Here is a 23,362-nt window from a genome sequence, read left to right as displayed (position 1 = left end):
CTTGCGCGTGCGTTTCGTTGAAAGATCCAGGCCAAGACCGAGCTGTGTCATCGAGGAACTCCTTTAATTCGCGTTCTTCCAGGATAGGACAACGTGACTTCAACGCCAGGACTTTTGCAGACCTTCCCTAAAATTTCGAGATGACACGCAGCGGAAAAGTCACCATGATTGCGATGCGTCCAGGATGATTTCAAGCCGCATTTGGCAATCTTCATAGTATTTTGGGTCGATTCAGTCAATATGTTCTCAACTCCGATCAACGCTGGCAAATCCATTTGCGCAATTCAGATTTCTCATGCGCGGTGAGGTGCAGTTAGCCGGATTCATGGCAACATGGCGACTAAGGTTCCACATTCATCTCGCGCACACTCCAGCGGTGCTCAACCGGATCTCTGAATCATCAATTAGAAGGTGCGTGAATGGGAAAGATACGCAGAGGCCGGATTGTCGTATTTTCAAAACGTAAGTAGGGCGCGCCAATGCGGACAAGCAACCAAAGTGGCACTTGACGCGCCCTGCGCTCCCAGCCTCTGGCGGCCGCGCTGAAGGCGCGGTAAGAACGGGGATGCCTACTGCTAGACGGCGACGTCTTGCGGCGAAAATGTTGTTCTCCACCGCATTGATGTCGCGATGGTAGTACGGACACTCAAGGCAGGCATTCCCTTATTCCACGACCTTCCGGGCCCTTCGGGCTCTTGCGCTATTAGCAGCTAGAGGTCGGGGTTGAATACGCTTCATCGACTTCGTCGAACCCTACGCCGTCGTCATCCCGTTGTACTGCAGCATGGTCCGGAACAGGACCCCTCGCGCGGCAGCCACAGGCCGATGGCGGGGAGACGCGCGGGGGCACCACTCCGTGTTTTCGATAGGTCGCCAATAGATTCGCCTGTCGGCAGATTCCAATGGCTAAAATAGGTAGCTTGCGTTATCCAGAACCATTCCCTCCCCAAGCGATCCTTCCCTCGATACGACGCGAGAACAGTCAATAAGGACCCCGCCAATGGACTATTTTTCTGCCGTGCGTGCATTCCTGCTCGCTGCTGATCTTGGTAGTTTCAATAAGGCTGCTGACCAACTCAAGATCAAGACCTCGACAGTATCTCGTTACATCGCCGAACTGGAACGCGATCTTGGCATCGCGCTTTTCAACCGCTCAACTCGCGGCCTCACATTGACTGAGGGTGGGCGGGTATTCCGAGAACACAGCACGACCGCCATGCGTCTACTCGGTGAAGCGAGGGAGATGACTTCGTCGTTAAATGCTTCGCCGACGGGACTGCTTCGCGTAACAATGCCGACATCGTTTGGCCGTCGTCACATTATCCCGCACCTACCCGAGTTCATCGAGAAATACCCAGATATCAGTATTGATGCCGTGCTCAACGACGAGGTACTCAATCTAGTCGATACGGGTATTGACCTCGCCATCCGAATCGGTGTCCTACCCGACTCTCAGTTGATGGCTCGGCGACTCGCAGATCACAAGCGTGTGGTATGCGCCAGCCCGACCCACATCAAACTCCATGGTGTACCTGCTTCGCCTGACCAACTGCAGTCACATCCGGCTATCCGTTTCACTTTGGCTGGTGATGATTCCTGGCTGCTCGTGCGGCGGGCAAGGGGTGGCAAACGCGAAAGGGAAATCGAAATCAAACTCCAAGGACGCCTACGTGCCGACGACACGGAGGCGATACTAGACCTCGCCGCCGCGGGATGCGGTATTGCATTGCTGCCCATTTGGTCTATTGGCCCAGCATTGCGCGCCGGGTCGCTCGTGCGCCTCCTCCCGGAATGGGAGGCACAGGCTACGCATGCAGAACCCGCTATCTGGGCAGTGTATCCACGCAAAAAAACCGTGTCGTCGAAAGTCCGTGCATTTCTTGACTTCTACTCCACGATCTTCGGCGAGCAATCCTATTGGCAGGTATGACACCGACACTTGCACGCGAACGACAAGCCGGTGAGCGCCAATCTTGGCGAGCTCCCCGGCTCAATTCAGCCGAATCTGTTGACGTCCTGGCTTGCGAACTCGGTGGCATAGCGACTAGGCGTTCGCCAGATTAGCTTTCGTCGCTGCTCGAACACGTCACTCCGGATTTGACTTTGCCCGAATCGTGATCGCGGGCTTGGCCCGTTTCTCCCCTGGTGCAAAGCTAGGCCCTTCGCAACTGTACTTCAGATTTAACGCACGAACTGTGCATGTGAAGCGCACTAGTGACGCAATATCCTGCGACACGCGCCTGGCGGCCTGTATGCCGATCCGCCCCACACTTACTTACCCGCATGTCACCGGAGGTCACGCCAAGTGCGACCAGATGGAACGCCTGATCCGTCGCCCGTCCGCGACGCTACGCTGGACTTGATCCTCACTGCTATCGCCAAGGGGCAGACGCGTCCGCTGAAGCCCAGGACAAAAGTCACCACGGACTGGCTAGTCGAGCAGACGCAATTGCCGCCCGCTACAGTGCTACGCTATTTGCGTGCACTGGCTGACTCTGGGGCAATCGAGACGTTGCGGTTAGCCTCTCGAGTCATCGTGATCAACCTGAACGCACAGGGCTTGGAGTTATTGGGCCACACAACTGATAACGCAGACAGGTAAGCCCTACGAGTCTGCATCAGCGGATATCTGGGCGATCTCGAAGCACAGGTCGACGCCCTGCGCACTGAGCGTAGCAAACCCTCTACCCTCCTCGTCGATTGAGAAGTCGGCAAGCCCAGCTAACTTAAGGTGAGTCAACGTCCGTCGAAGCGTACTCATCGGCAAATGCGCCTGCTTGGCGAGCCGTGCAATCGACGAATGCCGGCCATGACGATCGGTAAAAACCATCCAGAGCTGCTCAAGCACAACGGCAATTGAAGGCTCACAGGCGTCGTCTTGAGGTGGTTGAGTCAGACTCATAATCGCCATATCGCGTTTCAGTAATGGCGATTCTAGTACTGTAGCTGTCACGTGAGTGCCTTTCCGGCGGTGTGCAACACTGTGCTTTCTCCCGCACAGGCCAGCTGTACCTGATCGTACCGAGATCAGCGTGCGCAAGCCGCTGCAAGCTTACCGACTGTAATCACGGCCTGCTCGATTTCTGCGGACCATCGACTACTGTAGTTGAGTCGAATGAAGTTTCGATAGGTATCCGTGATCGAGAACATGTAACCAGGCCCGATGGTGATGCCCCTCTCCAAAGCAAGCTGATACAGCTTCATCGAGTCCACTTTCGCCGGCAATTCGACCCACAATACGTACCCTCCGGCCGGACTTGACATACGTGTGCCCGCTGGAAAGAAACGCGTCACCATCGCCCGCATCAGATTCGCCTGCTGCGCGAAGGTTTTGCGGATGCGCCTGAGGTGATGCTCGTAGCCATCGCGTTCGAGGTATTCGGCAATCGCCAGTTGGGGAATCACTGAAGTCGTCAGCGTATTCAGAAACTTCAGCTTTTCGACCTCATCGCGATAGCGCCCCGGCAACGCCCAGCCGATGCGATACGCGGCAGTCAGGCTCTTCGAAAATGAGCCGCAGTGCAACACGATACCTTTTTTGTCGTACGATTTCAGAGTAGTGGGGTGCGAGTCGCCAAAATACAGTTCGTTGTAGACGCCGTTTTCGATGATTGGAATGTCGGCGCCAGTAGCCAGTTCCACAAGTGCACGCTTACGCTCGTCAGGCATCTGAAAGCCGAGCGGGTTTTGGAAATTCGGCATCACCATGCAAGCCGCGATCGGTTGGGATTTGATGATGTCCATCAACTCTTCAATCTCGATGCCGTACTCGGGGTGCGTCGCTACCTCAATCGCCTTCATTCCGGAGCGTTCGATAGCGTGCAGCATCGCGTAGAACGTTGGCGATTCGACGGCAATAACGTCCCCGGGTCTTGCGACAGCCTGCAGGCAAAGATTAATCGCTTCGGTGGCTCCCACCGTCACGATGATCTCGTTAGGGTCCACGACCATGCCGTTTTCGAGGTAGCGCCGTGCGATTTGTCTCAAAAGCGCCGGAGAGCCCGGCGGCAAGGCGTACGCTACCCCCCACAACTCCTTGTTGCGCCCCGCCGCTGACGCGTAACGATTGAGCTTGTCGAATGGAAAGAGACTAGCTTCGGGATATGGCGAACCGAGTGGGATGGCATCGTCGGTGCCGATTGAGCGCAGCGTAGAGAGCACAAGGCGACTCATGTCGACAGAAGCCGATACGGCAATCGGGCGCGTCGGGCGTAGTTCGTCTGTCCGGTGACCACCCTGACCCATACGCAAACTCACAAAGTAGCCGGATTGCGGCCGGCTTTCGAGCACTCCTCGGCTCTCGAGGAGCACATACGCACGAATCACCGTGGTGATGCTGATGCGGTGCTGTTGACTCGCCTGCCTGACCGACGGCACCCGGTCACCCGGGCGATACACGCCCTTGCGGATCATGACTTCGAGATCGTCCGCGAGCTTTTCATACAGATTCATTTTCGTGTTTCCTGGAACCGCAGACAGCACAGATGTTCTACTGTCCTGCCGCTTTTACAACTGTACTCTAGCAAGTCGGAGGATTCTGTGTGCCTCTGAACCCGACCTTTACTTTTACTCTTTCGATAACGACACGCAGTGCGCGGCCGGCTCCAGATAACGGCAGTTTGCGGCGCGAAGTAAACAGAGGCAGGGTCATGAGCAAGGCAAAGTCAAAGGGAAAAATCGAGGCGTATCATCACCCCGCCGCAGGCTGGGGCGCGCTGAAGTACGTCGCAATCAATCTGATTAAAGAGCATGTTTCTGGTGGCAACTATCGCACGTTGTTCAAACAGAACCAGCCGGACGGTTTCGACTGCCCCGGCTGCGCCTGGCCCGATCGCGAGCACGCGTCGACGTTCGAGTTCTGCGAGAACGGCGTGAAGGCCGTGGCCGCCGAAGCGACGACCAAGCGCGTGACGCCGGAGTTCTTCGAAGCGTATACCGTCGAGTCGCTGATGAAACAGACCGACTACGAGCTCGAGCAGCACGGTCGCCTGACCGACCCGATGGTCTACGATGCGCTTACCGACCGCTACAAGCCCATCGGGTGGCGCGACGCATTCACCCTGATCGCGAAGCATCTGAACGAACTCGATTCACCCGACGAGGCCGCGTTTTACACATCGGGCCGCGCAAGCAACGAAGCTGCTTTCCTCTATCAGTTGTTCGTACGCATGTACGGCACCAACAATTTCCCCGACTGCTCGAACATGTGCCATGAGGCCACGAGCCGCGGCCTGCCGACAACGGTCGGCATCGGCAAGGGCACAGTCACGCTCGATGACTTCGAAATCGCCGACACCATCATCATCTTCGGCCAGAATCCGGCGACCAACCATCCGCGCATGCTCGGCGAGTTGCGCGAGGCGTCGCGACGCGGCGCGGTCATCGTTTCGGTCAATCCGCTGCGCGAGCGCGGGCTCGAACGATTCACGAGCCCGCAGCATCCCGTCGAAATGATCACGTTCGGCAGCACCAAAATCGCGTCGATGTTCATTCAGCCGAAACTCGGCGGCGACTTCGCGCTCATCAAGGGGGTTGCCAAGCGCCTGATTGAACTCGACGACGAAGCGCTCGCGAACGGCACCGAACGCGTGATCGATATCGACTTCGTCAGGCAGCACACGCTCGGCTTCAGCGACTTCGCGGAGGACCTCCGCAAGGAAAGCTGGCCGCTCCTCGAAGCGGAATCCGGCGTGGCGCGCGAGGATATCGAGGGCCTTGCGCGCATCTACGCGAACGGCAAACGCGTCATTGCCACGTGGGGCATGGGTATCACGCAGCACAAGCATTCGGTGCAGACCGTGCACATGCTCTCCAACCTGCTGATGATGCGCGGCAACATCGGTCGGGAAGGCGCAGGCCTGTGTCCTGTGCGCGGCCACTCAAATGTGCAGGGCAACCGCACCGTGGGTATCGAAGAAAAGCCTGCACAGGCGTTCCTCGACCGGCTCGGACAAGCCTTCGACTTCGAGCCGCCGCGTGAACACGGCCTCGACGTCGTCGAAACAGTCGAGCACATGATTGAAGGGCACGTCAAAGTGTTCATGGGTCTTGGCGGCAACTTCTCCATGGCAACGCCTGACACGCTGCGCACCTTCGACGGCCTGCGCTCGTGCAAGCTCACTGTGCACATCACCACCAAACTCAACCGCAGCCATCTCGTCCATGGCGAGAATGCATTGATCCTCCCGACGCTCGGCCGCACCGAAATCGACGTGCAAAATGGTGTAGCGCAAGGTGTGACGGTCGAAGACTCGATGAGCATGGTCCACATCTCGTACGGCATGAACCGTCCAGCCTCGCCTAACCTGATGTCCGAGACGGCCATCGTCGCGAATATCGCTCACGCCACGCTCGGCGACGAGAAGGTCGACTGGCTCAGCTACGCGGCCGATTACGCGAAGGTACGCGACGCTATCGAGCAGACGATCGAAGGCTTCGACCAGTACAACGAACGCATCAAGCATCCGGGTGGCTTCCATCTGCGCGTGGCCTCGCGAGAGCGCGACTGGAAAACCGAAACCGGCAAGGCGAACTTCATCGTGCACGCGGTGCAACAGGATACGCCGATCGCGCGCGCCAAGGCGCAGCACGGCGAACGTCTGATGACACTCATGACGACGCGCTCGCATGACCAGTACAACACCACCGTCTACGCTCTGGACGACCGCTATCGCGGCGTGTTCGGCCAGCGACGCGTGGTCTTCATCAATCGCGCCGACATTGAAATGCTGGGCTTCAAGAACGGTGATTGGGTGGATTTGACCACCGTCTGGGACGACAACCTTGAGCGCCGTGCAGACCATTTTCGCCTGGTTGAATACGACATTCCACGAGGCTGCATCGGCGCGTACTACCCAGAGACCAACCCGCTCGTACCCCTGTCGAGCGTTGGCGACGTCTGTAACACGCCGACGTCCAAGTCGATTCCCGTGCTACTGCACCGCTCGTCCGAGCCGTCGGTCCTGCCCGCATTCTGATTCTTAACTAACTAGTCAAGTTGCGCCTTATGCGAGGCGCTTCCTCGTTCTCAATCTGCCTGGTGATCATCATGTCTGTCGAAGCCTTGAATCTGGCGCGGGGCCAGTTCGCAATGACCGCGATATTCCACATACTCTGGCCAATTCTTACCATCAGCCTTTCCGCGTTCCTGCTCGTTGTCGAAGTCCTCTGGGTCAAAACGAGCAATGTGGTCTGGTATCGCCACGCGCGATTCTGGAGCAAGCTGCTGCTCCTGAATTTTGCGGTCGGCGTTGTGAGCGGCATCCCGATGGAGTTCCAGTTCGGGACGAACTGGGGCCCGTTCTCCGAATACACCGGCCAGTTCTTTGGCAATATCCTGGGCTTTGAAGGTGCCATGGCTTTCATGCTGGAGGCCGGTTTCGTCGGCATCATGATGCTCGGCTGGAATCGCGTGCCGAAGGGCGTACACCTCTTCGCAACGGCAATGGTCGCGCTCGGCTCCACGCTCTCCGCGTTCTGGATCATGGTGGCGAACTCGTGGCTGCAAACCCCGAGGGGCGTGGCCGTTGTGGACGGCAAGCTCGTGGTCACCAACTACGTGAAGGCGATCTTCAACCCCGATATGGCATGGGGCGTGTCGCATATGTGGTTCGCCGCGCTCGAAACGGGACTCGTGGTGGTCGCCGGAATTTCGGCGTACTGCCTGCTCAAACGTCGCAATCCAGAGTTCTTCGTGCGCTCTTTCAAGCTTGCGCTGGCTCTGCTCGTCTTCGTCGCGCCCGTGCAGATCTGGCTCGGCGATTCAAGCGGCGTTGACGTGTTCGCGACCCAACCGGCAAAGGGCGCCGCAATCGAAGGCCACTGGCAAACGAACGCACCGGGCACCGGCGCAAGCTGGTCGCTCGTGGCGTGGCCCGATGCCGCGAAGCAACGCAATGATTGGTCGCTCGAAGTGCCTGGCGCGCTCAGCATTCTCGGCACGCACAGCCTTCACGGCCAGGTGACGGGCCTGAAAGACATTCCCGTCGAGAACCAGCCGCCGATGATTCCGCTTCTCTACTACGCGTTCCGCGCCATGGCCGGAATCGGCTTCCTGTTCATGGTGCTCGCCTTCTGGACCGTCTATGCGCTGCGCAAGTCGCGGGGCCGCCTCGATGCGCTCCTTGCGCAACGCAAGCTGCTTCTCGCGTGGGTACTCGCGATTCCACTGCCATACATTGCAGTCGAATGCGGCTGGATCGTGCGTGAAGTGGGACGTCAGCCGTGGGTCGTGTATGGCCTGCTGCGCACCGACCAGGCTGCCTCCGCAATTCCTGCTGGTGCGATCACGGGCAGCATGGTCATGTTCGCGGTCTTCTACGTAGTGCTCATTAGCTCGTTTTTCGTCTTCGCGCGTCGCTGGCTGCGTCGAGGGCCGGACCTCACGCTGATGCCGGCCCCCAAGTCAGCGCGCAATGCAGTTACGCACGCGGTCGAATATTGATCGACAACCTATCCACTGATTCGCATCCGTATGCAGGAACTCATCATGACAGCCGCATCAACTCAGGATCTGTTAAATCAAGCATGGTTCGGGATCATCGGCCTTATGCTTGTGCTTTACGTGGTAACCGATGGCTTTGATCTCGGCGTGGGCATCCTCACGCTGCTGCGTCGCAAGGAAAGTGACCGGGATCTCATGATCCAGTCGATTGGCCACGTCTGGGATGCGAACGAAACCTGGCTAGTGGCACTCGGCGGCGCGCTGTTCGGCGCATTCCCGTCGGCTTACGCCATGATTCTCTCGGATCTCTACGTCCCCGTGATGTTCCTGATCGCTAGCTTCATCATGCGTGGCGCCGCAATCGAATTCAGGCACGCCGCGCATACGAGCAAGTTGGTATGGGACCGCGTATTCGGTATCGGCAGTCTGCTCGCGGCGATCTCCCAGGGCATCGTGCTCGGCAAGATCCTCACCGGTTTCGTTCCAGGCCTCTCGAGCCTCGGCTTCGTCGCCGTGACCGCGATAGGTGTCGTGTCAGGCTACTGCCTGCTCGGCGCGACGTGGGTCGTGAAGAAGACGAGCGGCGCAATCCAAAGCTCGGCGCGACGCCACGCTACGGTCGCCGTCTTCACCACTGTAGCCGCTGCTCTCGTGGTGTCGTTTGCTACGTTCAAGCTCAGTCCTGTAGGAGTGACGCGCTGGCAGGAGCACGGAGTTTTTCATCTGCTGATCGCACTCGCGATTCTCGCTGCTCTGGCGTTCGTCTACGTGCTCTATTCGATCCGCATGCACGGCGAGCACAGCCCGTTCGTAGGCTCGACGCTGCTCTTTGTGATCTCGTTCGCCGGACTTGCGATCAGCCTGTTTCCCTACATCGTGCCGGGCAAACTCACAGTTGACGCTGCGGCTTCGGATAGCCCGACGCTTACATTCATGCTGTTCGGTATCGGCATGGTGTTCCCGATCATGATTGGCTACAACCTTTACCAGTACCATCTTTTCCGCGGCAAGGTGGTGCCGGTCAAGCACTAGCAGTCACCACTCATTCGGCCGACAACAGCGCCTTCCGTATGCAAACGGTACGGAAGGCATTTTTTTGGAGGCGATACGTGATTTGCACCGTTCTGCGCGTCCTCGCGAAACAGCGTCCCGGTAGCCAGCATACGCTCGCAAAGGCAAGCTGCCTTGCCAGCATTGGGCTCGGCAGGCATGTCGACCCCGGCGACGCAGTCGCCTTACTACCACTCTGTGCGCTGGATGATGCGCAGGCTCCAAACATTGCATCACAACATATGCCCTCCGACTGTGCTGGTGCATTTTGCAGACGACTGTGCATTCGAGGTGCGAAGCCGTCGCCCTATACTGAGGGCAAATCGATCAGGGGAGCATCGCCCGGCTATCCAGGCGCGAGCCCGGGCGGTCACCGCTTCTCTCCTCCCATCGCCCGCAACTCAATCTTGAAGAGATCGTGAACGCCATCGCAGAGCCCCTTGTCGCCGACACGTCACCGCGCGATTGTGCGCCGGCGAGTGCCGCAATTCCCGTTTCTGACACGTTTGCACGTCCGTTGCGAGACCTGCGTCTGTCCGTCATCGATCAGTGCAACTTTCGTTGCACTTATTGCATGCCGTCGGACGTCTTCGACGCAAACTATCCATTCCTGCGGGCATCGGAGCGCCTTTCGTTCGACGAGATGGTGAAAATTGCGAAGGCATTCGCGTCGCTTGGTGTCGAGAAGATCCGAATTACGGGCGGTGAGCCACTACTGAGGCGTGGCCTTGAGTCGCTCGTCGAACGGCTTGCCTGCCTTAGGACGGTGAGCGGCAGCGCGATGGAAATTGCGCTCACGACGAACGGCTCACTGCTCGCAAAAAGGGCCCGGTCGCTTCGAGACGCCGGGCTAAATCGCGTCACGGTAAGCCTTGACTCATTGGATGATGCGGTGTTTCGCCAGATGAGTGGCGCCCGTGTACCTGTACAGCGCATTCTCGAAGGCATCGAGCAGGCGTGCGCGGTGGGCCTTACCCCAGTCAAGATCAATGCCGTGATTGAACGGGGCGTCAACGACAGCCAGATTCTGCCGCTTGTGCGTCACTTCCGGCATACCGACGTGGCCGTGCGCTTCATTGAGTACATGGACGTCGGCGGCGCGAGCGGATGGTCGACTGCAAACGTGCTCACTGCGCCGGAAATTCACGCTATCGTCGAATCCGAGTTTGCGCTCATCCCGCTCGGGCCGCAGCCTGATGCAACCACCGCCGTCAATTTTCGTCACGCGGACGGGAGCGGCGAAGTGGGCTTCATCGCAAGCATCTCACAACCATTCTGCGGCACGTGCTCGCGTGCACGAGTATCCGCCGACGGCCAGCTCTATACCTGCCTTTTCGCCGCTCGGGGCTATGATCTCACGCCGTGGCTTGATGAGAGCGGACCCGTCGATCAACTGGCCGACGTGCTCCGCTCCCGCTGGCGCGAACGCTACGACCGCTATTCAGAGCTACGTGCAACCCGACACAAACCGCGCACAGGTAAGGCATATCCAACCGTGCGCATGTCGCTCGTTGGTGGTTGAGCCGAAGCATGCGCTATATACAGAGATATTGGAGAACTCGTCATGTCGGCCTCTAGCCCCGCTTCTTCTTCCGTCCAACCATCCCCGCCCTCTTCCGAGAGTCCCGGCGAAGAAGCAACGCTACGCGCCGGCATAGCGTCCGGCTTCGAAGTACGCGTGCAGCACCAGCCAATCGACGTCCAAGCAGAAATCGCACCCATCATGCGCAACCCAAACGTGGGTGCCGTCGTCAACTTCATCGGCGTCGTGCGCAATAGCGGCGATTTCGACGACGTCGTCGCACTAGAACTCGAGCACTACTCCGGCATGACCGAGCAGTCGCTGTGGGGTATCGTCGAGGAAGCCATCGCACGCTGGAAAGTAGACGCTGTGAAGATCGTCCATCGAATTGGGCTCGTTCTACTCGGCCACGCCGTTGTATTGGTGGTTGTGGCAGCGCCGCACCGAGCCGCTGCGTTCGAAGCATGCGAGTTCGTCATGGATTTTCTTAAGACCCACGCTCCTTTCTGGAAAAAAGAGATTCGGGGCGATGGTACGTCAGAATGGGTCGAAGCCAAAAGACGAGACGAACATGCGACGTTGCGCTGGGGCTAATCCGAGTCGCTTCGAACCCACGGTATCCGGAACGTACAAATGAAGCTCACTATCAAATACTTCGCGAGCATTCGCGAACAACTCGGCATCACTGAGGAAATCGTCGTTATCGACGTACCGCATCTCACAATCGACGGTCTTCGATCAAGACTCGGCTCGCGCGACGCCCGAACAGCGGACGCATTGCGCGATGGCCGACCGGTCCGCATAGCCGTCAACTACGAAATGGTAGCCCCAACCTTCGTCTTGCGCCAGGACAGCGAAATTGCCTTCTTCCCTCCGGTGACCGGTGGTTGAATACCTCGGCCCGTGGGCGCTAGGGCCTTGCGGCTCTGGGAAATTTTGGAGTCGCACCAAGGTCACCTGCGGCATTCTGTGTCGGCTCATCGGGCGCAACGCCAAGTTCATGCATCGCGGCGTACGCGATCTGTGCAAAAGCTGGGCCCGAGACGTCGCCGCCGAAGTGTTTGGCTCCCTGCGGTTTATCTACGGATACTGCGATTACGAGTCTCGGATTTCGAATCGGAATGATTCCGACGAAGGAGGCGCGGTATTCATTCTTCTCGTAGCCGTGCCTCGTTGCGGTATAGGCCGTTCCAGTTTTGCCCCCGACGCTATAGCCAGGAACCTGCGCATCAGGCGCCGTGCCCCCCTTTGAAACGACGCTCTGGAGCATCACTCGCATCTCGTCGGTCGTGTGTTTGGTGAAGACCTGTGTACCCTCGACCGTCGAACCATCCTGCTTGTAGAGCGTAAGCGGGAGAAGCCGTCCATTGTTCGCGAATACGGTGTACGCCTCTGCGAGCTGGACCAGCGACATCGACACACCGTACCCGTATGACATGGTCGCCTGCTCGATCCGCCGCCATCTATTCCATGGCCGCACGATACCGGCGGCCGCGCCTGGAAAGCCAAGATTGGGTGGGCGACCGAATCCCAGTGCGGAGTAAAGCCGCCACATCTCTTCTGGCTTCATGGTCAATGCGATCTTTGACGCGCCAATGTTGCTGGACTTCTGAATGACCCGAGCAACCGTTAGCGTTCCGAAGTTCGCATCATCAGTGATGACCGCACCGTCCAATGAAAATCGACCGTCTGTTTGTACAAGCGAATTTGGTGTGACCCGACCGAGATCAAGCGCCAGCGATACGGTTAACGGCTTCATGATAGATCCAGGCTCGAAGACGTCGGTCACCGCGCGGTTGCGCAATGTGGCGCCGCGCAGTGCAAACCGATCGTTCGGATCGTAGCTGGGAAAGTTTGCAAGGGCGAGAATCTCTCCAGTGCGCCCATCAACGACAATCGCCGATCCGCTTTCTGCATGGCTCGACGTTACCGCGTCTTGCAAGGCCTCGTAAGCGATGTACTGAATGTTGCGGTCAAGTGCGAGTTGGATATCAGCGCCTGGATGTGGACTCTCTACGCTTCCGAGGTCTCTAACGATATGCCCCACCCGATCGCGCACGACGAGTTCTCTCCCGTCAACCGAGTTAAGCTTGCTTTGCGCCCCCAGTTCGATGCCCTCCTGGCCCTTGCCCTCCGTATCCGTGAAACCAACCAGTTGAGCGGTGAGCGCACCCTCGGGGTATACACGCTTATACTCTGGTATTTCGTGAATGCCCGGAATTGCGAGCGCTTCCACCTCACTGGCAACGTCGCGCGAGATCTGATGCTTCAGATATACGAACGTCTTGTCGCTATCGATTTCCGCATTCAGTCTCTCTTCTGAAATGCCAAGCAATTTCGCAAGCATCGCGAGTTTTCCCGGCTCAACGTTGTCCGGGACATCCTTTGCGTCGACCCATACTGCCATCGTGGGGACGCTCGTCGCCAGTACGCGGCCATTGCGGTCGACAATTCGACCTCGATCGACTTGCAAGTCAATGACATGGTCGACACGTGCGTCACCTTCCGATTGGTAGAAGCGGCTATCAAGCACCTGAACCCAAAGGGCACGCGCGATGCACGCTGCGAAAGCAATCGTGATCAAGCCCATCACGATAGTGGATCGCCCACGGTATCCAGTGGCTTTCAGGAGGGGGCTTTCGTTGAAAGTAACACGACGCGTCATTTACGAGGCACGAAGGGATTGCTCATTTCTGGCAGGAGCCGCCAACGGTCGTGGCGCACGCTCTTGAAAGAATTGGGGTGACGATTGCTACCCGCCAATACCGATGGCGAGTTGTTCGCCGCGCGGTGTAGCGGAAAGAGAACCCGGTGCGCCGCGCTCGCAATGTGCAACGATCAGACCGGCAGCCAGTAGATCTTGCAGGCAGGTAGCAAGCGTTTCCGAATCGAGTCCCGTTCGGGCCATTATCAGACTACGTTGCTCGTGAAGCGATTTCCCTTCCCCGAAGACCACGAGGTGCCACATCAGGAGGTTGCCGATAGACTCCGGCGCATCAGTGTTTGGAGAATGAGAACAACCTGGTTCCGGCGGAGGACTATTTGATAAATGCATTTGAGATGACATTCTTGCGTCGTAGAGAAGTGACGAGGCAGACTGTCGAACTAGTGCTTCGCGTCAACGCGGTGCGGGCCGACCATCTCCAACCGGAGGCCGCGGCACCATGGTCTTGCCACTGCGGAGGCCGAGCATGGACGTCAATAACGCGGTGTGGCGACGCTATCGGTCCGTTGAAGGCCGCCCCCCGTCCAGGCAGCCATCTCCGGACCGATCGCCTAGCGCTTAGCGCGCGAACTGGATGTCGAGCGATCGCAGATACGTCTGCAGACCGGCATCTTGCAGCGGGATGACGTAAGCCACGTCATCGGACTCGTTGAAGTGCGCATGCCAGTAGCCCGGCGGCGTGACGAACGCCATACCAGGCGTCCAGTCGACACGCACCGGATCGATAATGTCGCCGTTAGCGTCCACTTCCGTGCCGACGAGCGTATAGACACCCGGCTTGCAGTTGGGGATGAAGTCGAGGGCGATCGACTGGTGACGATGGGGCTTCTGCATCGTTTTCGGTGCAACGACTCCGAACATTGCCCACATCGAATGCGTCACCGTGCGTGTCTGCGGGAAGTGCGTGTTACCGAGAAGAACGCTCACGCGATTGCGTTGAGCAGCGCCCGGTGCGTTCGAAACGTTTGCGAGTTCCTGCTGAGCTCGCGCGGCTGGATAGAGGGTCGGCGTAAAGCGAGCACGCGAGAAGTCGACGCCCAGATACGAAAGCAGCGGACCATCGTTGACGTAGTACAGGCGCGCAGTGGATTCAGCCGCGAGCACGACCTCGGCGCCACCGGGAAGCGAGAAGAAATCGCCCGCGCCGAAACGGAACGCCGAATCCTTCTGTGCGACCGTGCCATGTCCTTCGAGGACATAGAACACCTGCGAGGTCGCGTTCGGATTCACCGACAGCTTTTCACCTGCAACGATACGCAGGAAGTTTGCCATCAGGGCGGGACCCGTGGCCGGATAGTCGACACCGAGTTCGGTCGAGAGGTCCAGCGGCACGATGCGCGTGGGGCCGTCGTCGTAGAGCGAATTCAGGAACGAACGATACGGCACGCGCGAAATGAGCTTCGCCCCGATCGGATTCGCGGACGACGTGTACTCGAAATACTGCGCGTCTCGCATAACTTCATTATCCTGAAGGCGAAGCGTCGAGAAAGAGGTCTTGTCAAGCATTGGATCATCTCCAAAAAAATAGGTGGGTTGCTTGAAGGGCGATCCGCTGAGGTGGACGACGATCGACCGTTTCCAGCAGCGTTGGACGCAACTATAGGAGTGCTCCTTGTTCCGCGGAACCACGCTCCCCCGAAATCACCTTTGCACGAAGGGCATAACTCCCGATTCCCCATTTGTCTTACAGTTAAGGGGCGCTATCGTTGATATGCAGGCTTGGTGAACCCCATCGATAGTTCGTCATCGCTCTACGCACTTTCCGCTACCATTGCGGCGCCTGTTCAAAAATGGACACATAGAAGTCAACGAAGGCCCTGACTTTGGATGAAACCACTTTTTTTGGAGGATAGACCGCCCAGATTGCGGGCTCGGGTCGGGTGGCTCTCTCCTCCCAATCCGTCAATATGCCTACGAGCTCACCGGACTCAATCGCCGAGTTGATGCTCCACGACGGCAGCAATGCAATGCCTGATCCGGCTATCGCGAGATCGCGGAGAACGTCGATATCACTCACGAGAATGCGACTGTGTGGCTTCACCTTCGCCTCTGCCCTCTCGCCCTTCTGATCCCGATTAACGAAGGTCCACTTGGCGTCCGCTGCTTGTATGCATCGCAGTACGCGATGTTCAGTCAGATCTGACGGCGACGACGGAGTACCATACCTCGTAAGATATTGGGGACTCGCGCATAGCATCCGCCTGTGAGCGGCCAGCTTGCGCGCCATTAGTTGTGAATCAGGCAGCGTGCCAATCCTGATTGCGAGATCCATCTGGGTCTCGATGAGATTGACGGCCTCGTCCGACACAACTGCCTCCACCGAAATATCGGGGTACCGCTCAAGGAATATTGGCAGATGCTTCATGACATGGTGCCGACCAAACGATGTCGGCATTGCCACTCTCAGAACGCCTTTCGGCCTGGCGTTGAGCGACGAGGTAGCTTCGCGGGCATCCTCCAGCGCCTTCATCGCGACCAGCGCTTGAGCTTTAAAGATCCGCCCCCCTTCGGTAAGTGCCTGTCCACGCGTCGACCGGTTGAACAACGCGATGCCTAGATCACACTCCAGATCAGTCACGTACCGCGACACCGTCGACACCTTGAGATCCATCTGATGTGCTGCCTTGCTGAAACTGCCCAATTCAGCGGCTTGCAGAAACGCGCGCACTGCGGCGAAATAATCCATTTCCGATACTCGAAACTTGCAGACGTCGTTTGTGGAGCGGACGAGGCGTGACTCCCGTCTGTGGCCAAGGTCGTGGTCGGGCAACACTTTCACATCAGTCGGCTGCCTCTGCGCGCTTGCAGTTGCGCTGCCAGGGACCCGCGCGATGGATTCGTGCCCAACGTACGTCGATACGACGAGGCCATCATCTACCCAGATCTGATCACGAAAGGGGATCGCGAAGTCCGCAGAGCCGTCTAACATTCAACAACAACGAAATCGCCCTTTCCAACTTGGCACAGAGGGCATGTCCAGTTGTCCGGAATATCCGAGAACCGTGTTCCGGGCGCTATGCCATCCTCTGGCAGGCCAAAGCGCTCGTCGTAGATCCAGCCGCAGATGACGCAGACCCATATCTTGGAGTGAGACGCTGCCTCCGACGATGCTGTGTCTGCTGCACGTTCATCCGCAGGCGAAGAGGTGATATTCATGATTCGATTCCAGCGCTGAATTGCGCAAGCTTGCCAAGTGCGGACCAGTCGAGGTCCCCCCAGCCGCGTGCTATCGCGGCAAGCATTCTGTCGCGGACAACGCTCGCAACAGGCATAGGCGCCAAAACCGTTTCAGCTTCGACCAGCGCGAGGCGCAGATCCTTGAGTCCCAATCGAGTGGTCATGCCTGGCGGAAGATAGCGCTGCTCCGCAATTCTTCCGCCGTACGCCTTATGCACCTTGCCGTCAAAGAGGGACCCCGTGAAAACGGTGAATGCAACTTCAGGCTCGATACCCGCTTTCTGCAGAAAAGCAAACACCTCACCCATGCTCTGCATCGTGGATGCCGTCAACACGTTCGCAGCGAGCTTCACCGTATTTGCGAGCTCCGGGACATTGCCAAGTAAAAAAGTGCGCTTTCCCAGCCTGTTCAGGATCGGTAGCGAGCATGCCAGATAGTCCTGCGTCCCAGCTGCCAGTACAAACAGCTCGCGAGACGCTGCAAGGTCCGGACTACCGAGGACCGGCGCAGCAACGTAACCCTGGCCGAGATGATTGTGCAGTCGCGCGATCCGACGTGAGGCACCAGGACTGATCGTGCTCATCGAAATGTGGATGGCGCTCGTTGGGAGGACGTTCGCCAGCGACTCAGCCACTGATTCAGCCGCATCGTCGTCTGCCACCATACTGATGACGATGCTGCACTGCGCGAGATCCCCCCACCCGGCTGCGACGGTGGTGCCCCGCGTCTTCAGGGTGGCCAAGTTCTTTCCACTCCTGCTGTAGACAATTGTTTGGTAGCCGTCCGTAATCAGATTTTGGGCAAACGCAAGACCCATGCGTCCCAGCCCAACTACTCCGACCTGCTGCACTGCCGCCACGTTAGGGACAGTTTCGAGTTCGTGGCTAAGTCCAGGAGGAAGCGAGGGTGTCATCGCGTTCATGTTGCTGTCATCCGGTTATTAGAGTCCGGCTGCGTTACGCCTGGCGACTATCCTGTACGACGGCGAGCCGTGACTGAGTAACGGCCGCCGCAGTATTCAAATACTTGGCGGAAAGACGGCAGAATAGGTGCCCGACACGGCGCGGAGAAGTACTACGCTGGGAAGTCTGTATTGCGTAAATGGGCATGCTTTGGTCGTAGTAATCCGGGAGCTACCGCTTCCAGATGAGTGCATTTGACCGCTGCGCCCCGCTCAATGCTTTTGAGGTCATAAACCAGACAAACTCTGTACCGCCCCAAAGTCAGATGGTCTGTACGCCCGCGGTGCGCATGCCAACGGCTAGAATCGCGCCAACCTAACTCCCCGAGTCCATGTAACGACGGACACTTCTCGCGGAAACGATACTGAGGGCGTGATGATCTTTTCCAGGTTTCACCGATTATCGAGTCGATACTGGTCTCTCTTTCGAGACCTCGCCCGTCGGCGCCCCTCCTGGATGGTTTCGTTTGCGATGGAGGAAGCGAGCCTATCTGAAGGAATGAGAGCAGCTTGTGCTGCAACCGCGATGCTCATCGCTGGCGAGTTCCTGCACAACCATCACTTTTCGTGGGCGGCAATCGGCGCGTTCTCGACCTGCCTCGCCGACGCTGGCGTTTCACCACGCCGGCGCTTCTCTTCGATGGTCGGTTTCACAGTGCTTTCGACCGTCTTCGGTGGACTAACCGCACTTGCTGCGGGGTCGGGTCTCGTCGCCGCGTGCGCCGCCGTGCTGGCGATCTCGTTCTCGGCGGGCCTCGCCTCGATATGGGCGCCTGCGGCCTATCAGGTCGCACTGGTCAGCGCGACCATCTGTATCGTCATGGTCGACTCTCCGATTCACAGCCTTCAGGAGGGTGCGCCGCTCTTGGGCATCTACGCGACCGGCTGTCTCGTTGCGACTCTGCTCAGCTTTAGCATCTGGCGGATCCATCCGTCTGGGCCCAGCCGCTTTGCGGTACGGCTCGTTTATCAACGCCTTTCCGACGCGGCTTGCGATATTGCGGCGCTCGCCTCCAGCCCTGGCAGCCCCCAGGACGACTGGGATCGATGGGCGACCGATTTCCGGACCCAGGCCCGGCAGTCGCTCGAGGCGGCCCGCAGCGCGCTAATCGGGCCGCCACCTTCGCGGGTGGAAGGGCGCCAACTTCTCGGCGATCTTCTACTAGCACTCGACGACGCAGAATGGATCCTCGTTAGCCTCATTGTCATCGCCACCGCACTGGAAAATTCCTCGCTGGCAGGCGCTGACCGCCAAACGATGCGCACGCAAGCCAGACGTGTCGCACGCTGCCTCGACGCGCTGGCCGGACTGCTAACCCGAATTTCCGAGGCGCTCGCGAAGCCAGCTACACCGTTTCCCCATGAGTTACGCGGACGCTTGCCGGCGCTTGCACGTCGCATCGAAGGCGCACTGAATCACACGCTGACGATCCGTTTCATTTCATCAAAGGTATCGGATCTCGCGTTGCGCATTCCGTCCTCCTCCAAAGAGACGACCTGGATACATGCGTTGACGGATGCGACCCGTGACGGGCTCCAAACGCTTCGCGCAAATCTTCGCCGCCAATCGCCCGGCCTTCGGCATGCGGCACGCCTTTGCGTCGCAACCACATCTGCCCTTGTAGTCGTTCGAAGTTTTCATATACCGTTTGGTTACTGGGCCACGATGGCGACACTTTTTGTGCTTCAGCCGGCGGGCGGAATGACACTGCTCAGAAGTATGGAGCGGGCAGCCGGCAGCACCGCTGGCGCATTGCTGGCCGCGATGATCGGGCTCGCGATCCATAGCCCGCTCGCGATCTCTCTTGCAGTGTTCCCCTTGATCTGTCTCACAATGGGGCTCCGGCGAGTCAGCTACAGCCTGTACGTCGTGTTCCTGACACCCTCGTTCGTTCTTGTCGCCGATTTCGCAAAGCCTTCGAATGAATTCCTGTACGCGGTTGATCGGCTGGGCAACAACGTGCTCGGCTGTCTAGCCGCTTTGCTAGCCACCTGGTTGATTCGATCGGTAGGAGATCGCGACAAGCTTGAGGGCGCGGTCGAGCGCGCCGTCGACGCGAATCTCGCGTACCTCGCCGCGGCCTGCGCATCTCCGGGAAGTGACGCAGACATCGAAGACTTCCGGCGCAAGGCCGGCTTAGCTAGTTCGCATGCGGAAGCAATGTGCCGGTTCAACTGGTCAATTCGAAAATGTCAGAGAATCAAGATTCTCTCGACCTTATCGTTGTTGCGGCGAATACTGGGCGTGGGCGCCGTGATACAGAATTCATCTGCATTCGCGGATAAGAATGCAATATTCCACCAGGTCCTATCGACAGCGATTGAGCAAGTCCGCGCGCAAGGTCACGGAAACATCGGCCAGCCGCCGACCATACCACGTCATTCTCGGTTAAGGCCTATCGAGAATGAACTGCTCCAGCAGCTAGTGCAGCTCCGGACGTTGCGTCAAAAGGATAACCGAAGCATTGCCGACCTCAGCGTCGCCGTCTCGCAGTAGGAATTCCCGTCCTTCCCACGCCTTGCGGTGCAACCGCAGGCTGAGGGCGGGGAAGACGTCAACAGGCGGCGGATACCTGGCATCGGTCTTTTCCGCATGTACGACCAGCCATGATGTCCGAGGACCAAAAAACGGCGCGAAGCGCCTTCCCCACTTTTGCAACACACACTTCCCTGGATGGGATTGCGCGCAGTGTCCGCATAAGTGAACCTTCGGAACGGCGAGCGCTGTACGCGCGGTCCGGCATGACTGGGATACTCCTCCGTCGGGGCGTGCGCTACAAACGTTGCCCCGATAACTGAGCAGAAACGTGATGGATTGCAATGAAGCTTGCGGATAAAGTGGAACTGCGTGTTCTGGGACTGGCGCGCATACTGTGTCTCGTCGCACTTGTATGCATCGTGCTGGCAATGATAGTCGTGGTCGTCTCGCTCCTGACACCTGGACATGCGACTGCGAACGCTAACCTTTCGGTGACGGCCAATGAGGTGCTTTCCTCCATCCCTGGCCTGGAATCCGAAAATGACGCTATTCCGGACGACGCCTCACCTTCGATTAGCGTTCCACGAGCTGCGGGACTCGCCGTGCCAAAGGCACTCCTTGAAATGCTGAGGGGTGATGATGCGAACCAAGCCTCGCTGGACGCGTGGTTAGGCAGCGTTCCCTTCGCCGACCGACAGCAGTTCCTGAACGAGCTTTCCGATGTCGTTACCGAGGCTGATCGGCACGCAGCGACGTGGGAATGGGATGATCGCGAGCACTATATTGCAGCAGCTATGAATCAGTACGCCCAGGTCAAGATTAAGCGGATAACGTCGACACAACAGGCCATTGAGGCAGCCAATGCCCGGAGCAATCAGTTCCGGGCATCGCTGGGAACGCTTCTCGGTCTCGCGAGTGTGCTGACGCTGTTGCTCCTCCTGAGCTCGATCGAACGCAACACACGCCGTTTTCATGCAACGAACGAAGCACGTCCCGAATCAAAAACATAGCTGTTTCGACGGACAACGCCTGAGATAAGACATTTGGTACGCAACGTGCCGTCGCTGCCATGCGCTCAGGCGAGTTGCCAGTCCGCGTGGCGATCGCGCCAGACAGCAGCCCGCCTGATTGGAGCCGGTACGTCAAGTCATCCGTGAGTGGCTGAAGCCGCAACCACCGCGTCTCCAGATCGCCCAGTATGTGCAATGCGCGCAATCTGCAGCAGATTGGTTGTCCCCGATTCCCCAAACGGCAAGCCGGCGGCGATGGCAACCAGGTCGCCCTCGCGACCGAATCCCTCGTGGACAGCGGACTGGCACGCCAGGTCGATCATTTCGTCCACGTTGGACGCCTCCACGAATGGTACAGCGTGGATACCCCACGCCAGCGCGAGTCGCCGTGCAACCACGCGTGAGGGGGTCAACGCGACGATACGCGTCGCTGCACGCTCACGGGCAGCGCGCAGGCTCGTGAAGCCCGAGCTCGTATAGGTGACGGTAACTGCGGGCTCGACCAACTGGACCGCCTTGCGCAGCGCGCAGCATATGGCGTCGGCGACCGTCGAATCCGCTCGCGTATGCGACGCGTCGATTTGCTCCCGATACGCAGGATCGCGCTCAACACGCTCGACAATCCGGTTCATCGTCGCCACCGCTTCGAGCGGAAACTTGCCACTCGCCGACTCTGCGGACAGCATCACGGCGTCGGCACCCTCGTAGATGGCGCATGCCACGTCGGACGTTTCGGCGCGGGTCGGCACTGGCGAGTTCGTCATCGACTCGAGCATCTGTGTCGCCACCACCACCACCTTGCCGACACGTCGGCACTCACGCACGATACGGCGCTGCAGTTCGGGAATCTGCTCGGCAGGCAGTTCGACTCCGAGGTCGCCGCGCGCCACCATGATCCCGTCCGCCCGCTGGACAATCTGCTCAAGATGGTCAATAGCGAGCGGCTTTTCGAGCTTCGCCATGATCCAGGCGCGGTCCCCAATCAGTTCGCGCGCTTCGTCGATGTCTTCCGCGCTTTGCACGAAAGACAGTGCAACCCAGTCGACACCCAGTTCGAGCCCAAATGCGAGGTCCTCGCGATCCTTGCGGGTGAGCGGCGAGATCGGCAACCGCGACCCCGGGACGTTGACACCCTTACGATCGGAAATGCGTCCGCCAACCTGCACGACAGTTTCAGCAAAACCATCTCCCACCTCCTGCACGCGCAGGCGTACTTTGCCGTCATCGAGCAGCAACTCAGAACCGCTTCCAATTGCGCGGAAGATTTCCGGATGCGGGAGCGGCGCGCGCCTTGCGTTACCGGGCGCTGCGTCGAGATCGAGGCGAAAGCGTGCCCCTACTGCCAGCTGCACGCCGCCGTCCTCGAACGTGCCGAGGCGAAGCTTCGGCCCCTGAAGATCGAGCAGAATGCCAACCGGCCGGCGGAACTCTTCTTCCATCCGCCGAATCTCCATCAGGCGGTTACGATGATCGTCGTGCGTGCCATGGCTGAAGTTCAGACGAAACACGTCGACCCCGGTCTCGAAGAGTCGCCGTATGGTCGTCGGGTCAGAGCTGGCCGGTCCGAGCGTGGCGATGATCTTGGCATTACGGTCGCGCTTCATGCGATATCTCCTGATTAGAATGAGCGGTTCCCTGCAGTACGAGAATCGCCCGGAAGTCGTTCACATTTGTCAATGTTGGCCCGCACACGACTGCGTCGCCCAACGCGCCAAAGAAACCATGACCATCGTTATCGTCCAACCTAGTCCGCGGACTGACGTTGAGCGCCCATGCCCGCGCAAGCGTGTCCGGCGTGAGCACTGCGCCGGCGACATCGTCCTGGCCGTCGACGTGAGCACGGTGCAAGCCGTCGACGATGAATCACGTTAGCAAAAGCATCCGAGTGTCACCAAGCACCTTTTCGTATTTAATGTCGAGACGAAATGTATTGAGCGAGAGCGTCTGCCGTCGCCGTGTAGCAGTAGGGGACTCTGCTTCCTTTCCGCGCGTGG

At 58.6% G+C, this 23,362-nt stretch carries 17 protein-coding genes and 1 pseudogene; 9 read left to right on the top strand and 9 right to left on the bottom strand.

All coding sequences use genetic code 11. The annotated features are described in order from the left end of the window. Positions 1-1,000: 1,000 nt before the first annotated feature. Positions 1,001-1,930: a LysR family transcriptional regulator gene (locus AB4Y44_RS14375; RefSeq protein ID WP_368699976.1), complete on the top strand. Its 930-nt coding sequence runs from the start codon at positions 1,001-1,003 to the stop codon at positions 1,928-1,930. A gap of 675 nt (positions 1,931-2,605) precedes the next feature. On the opposite strand, the gene AB4Y44_RS14370 is transcribed toward AB4Y44_RS14375, so the two are convergent. Together AB4Y44_RS14370 and AB4Y44_RS14365 are read right to left on the bottom strand one after the other, a co-directional pair. After that, positions 2,606-2,953, bottom strand: coding sequence for an ArsR family transcriptional regulator (locus AB4Y44_RS14370; RefSeq protein ID WP_368699975.1), 348 nt, complete (start codon positions 2,951-2,953; stop codon positions 2,606-2,608). A 74-nt stretch (positions 2,954-3,027) separates the two neighbouring features. Further along, positions 3,028-4,452, bottom strand: a complete 1,425-nt coding sequence (locus AB4Y44_RS14365) for a PLP-dependent aminotransferase family protein (RefSeq protein WP_368699974.1) — start codon at positions 4,450-4,452, stop codon at positions 3,028-3,030. A 197-nt stretch (positions 4,453-4,649) separates the two neighbouring features. Between AB4Y44_RS14365 and AB4Y44_RS14360 the strand changes: the two genes are divergently transcribed. From AB4Y44_RS14360 to AB4Y44_RS14335, 6 genes are all read left to right on the top strand, one after another. Further along, positions 4,650-6,977, top strand: coding sequence for an FdhF/YdeP family oxidoreductase (locus AB4Y44_RS14360; RefSeq protein WP_368699973.1), 2,328 nt, complete (start codon positions 4,650-4,652; stop codon positions 6,975-6,977). 71 nt (positions 6,978-7,048) lie between these two features. Continuing rightward, entirely contained in the window at positions 7,049-8,443 is a 1,395-nt protein-coding gene (locus AB4Y44_RS14355) for a cytochrome ubiquinol oxidase subunit I (RefSeq protein ID WP_368699972.1), read from the top strand. A 45-nt stretch (positions 8,444-8,488) separates the two neighbouring features. Beyond that, the gene (locus tag AB4Y44_RS14350) at positions 8,489-9,475 is read left to right on the top strand and encodes a cytochrome d ubiquinol oxidase subunit II (RefSeq protein WP_368699971.1); all 987 of its coding nucleotides are present in this window, start codon (positions 8,489-8,491) and stop codon (positions 9,473-9,475) included. A 436-nt stretch (positions 9,476-9,911) separates the two neighbouring features. After that, positions 9,912-11,015, top strand: coding sequence for a GTP 3',8-cyclase MoaA (moaA, locus tag AB4Y44_RS14345; RefSeq protein ID WP_368699970.1), 1,104 nt, complete (start codon positions 9,912-9,914; stop codon positions 11,013-11,015). A 42-nt stretch (positions 11,016-11,057) separates the two neighbouring features. Then, positions 11,058-11,609, top strand: coding sequence for a molybdenum cofactor biosynthesis protein MoaE (locus AB4Y44_RS14340; protein WP_368699969.1), 552 nt, complete (start codon positions 11,058-11,060; stop codon positions 11,607-11,609). 39 nt (positions 11,610-11,648) lie between these two features. Then, positions 11,649-11,906, top strand: coding sequence for a MoaD/ThiS family protein (locus tag AB4Y44_RS14335; protein WP_368699968.1), 258 nt, complete (start codon positions 11,649-11,651; stop codon positions 11,904-11,906). Between the two features lie 19 nt (positions 11,907-11,925). Here the strand turns inward: AB4Y44_RS14335 and AB4Y44_RS14330 are convergent, their stop codons facing one another. The 5 genes from AB4Y44_RS14330 to AB4Y44_RS14310 all read right to left on the bottom strand — a co-directional run bounded on the left by AB4Y44_RS14330 (position 11,926) and on the right by AB4Y44_RS14310 (position 17,840). Then, on the bottom strand, positions 11,926-13,605 hold the full coding sequence (locus AB4Y44_RS14330; RefSeq protein ID WP_368699984.1) for a peptidoglycan D,D-transpeptidase FtsI family protein: 1,680 nt from the start codon (positions 13,603-13,605) through the stop codon (positions 11,926-11,928). A 693-nt stretch (positions 13,606-14,298) separates the two neighbouring features. Continuing rightward, positions 14,299-15,246: a cupin domain-containing protein gene (locus tag AB4Y44_RS14325; protein ID WP_368699967.1), complete on the bottom strand. Its 948-nt coding sequence runs from the start codon at positions 15,244-15,246 to the stop codon at positions 14,299-14,301. A gap of 259 nt (positions 15,247-15,505) precedes the next feature. After that, a complete protein-coding gene (locus tag AB4Y44_RS14320; protein WP_368699966.1) occupies positions 15,506-16,426 on the bottom strand; it encodes a LysR substrate-binding domain-containing protein in 921 nt (306 codons plus the stop codon). 236 nt (positions 16,427-16,662) lie between these two features. Beyond that, complete coding sequence (locus tag AB4Y44_RS14315; protein ID WP_368699965.1) at positions 16,663-16,896, bottom strand: rubredoxin; 234 nt, start codon at positions 16,894-16,896, stop codon at positions 16,663-16,665. Further along, positions 16,893-17,840 carry an NAD(P)-dependent oxidoreductase gene (locus tag AB4Y44_RS14310; protein WP_368685475.1) on the bottom strand — a complete coding sequence of 316 codons (948 nt, stop codon included), beginning with the start codon at positions 17,838-17,840 and terminating at the stop codon, positions 16,893-16,895. Before AB4Y44_RS14310 ends, AB4Y44_RS14315 begins: the two co-directional genes overlap by 4 nt. A 511-nt stretch (positions 17,841-18,351) precedes the next feature. Between AB4Y44_RS14310 and AB4Y44_RS14305 the strand changes: the two genes are divergently transcribed. Together AB4Y44_RS14305 and AB4Y44_RS14300 are read left to right on the top strand one after the other, a co-directional pair. Beyond that, the gene (locus tag AB4Y44_RS14305) at positions 18,352-20,376 is read left to right on the top strand and encodes an FUSC family protein (protein WP_368699964.1); all 2,025 of its coding nucleotides are present in this window, start codon (positions 18,352-18,354) and stop codon (positions 20,374-20,376) included. Between the two features lie 323 nt (positions 20,377-20,699). Beyond that, positions 20,700-21,368: a hypothetical protein gene (locus tag AB4Y44_RS14300; RefSeq protein WP_368699963.1), complete on the top strand. Its 669-nt coding sequence runs from the start codon at positions 20,700-20,702 to the stop codon at positions 21,366-21,368. Between the two features lie 137 nt (positions 21,369-21,505). Here the strand turns inward: AB4Y44_RS14300 and pyk are convergent, their stop codons facing one another. Together pyk and AB4Y44_RS14290 are read right to left on the bottom strand one after the other, a co-directional pair. Beyond that, complete coding sequence (gene pyk, locus AB4Y44_RS14295) at positions 21,506-22,972, bottom strand: pyruvate kinase (RefSeq protein ID WP_368699962.1); 1,467 nt, start codon at positions 22,970-22,972, stop codon at positions 21,506-21,508. Continuing rightward, positions 22,956-23,201 (bottom strand): annotated as a pseudogene (locus tag AB4Y44_RS14290) (MOFRL family protein); the annotation flags it as partial. The gene pyk and the pseudogene AB4Y44_RS14290, both read right to left, overlap by 17 nt. Positions 23,202-23,362 lie beyond the last annotated feature (161 nt).

This window comes from Paraburkholderia sp. BR10937, assembly GCF_040965695.1.
In the GTDB taxonomy this organism is placed as follows: Bacteria; Pseudomonadota; Gammaproteobacteria; order Burkholderiales; family Burkholderiaceae; genus Paraburkholderia.
Note: the sequence above shows the minus strand (reverse complement) of the source record. Positions and strands in the feature narration are given on the sequence as shown.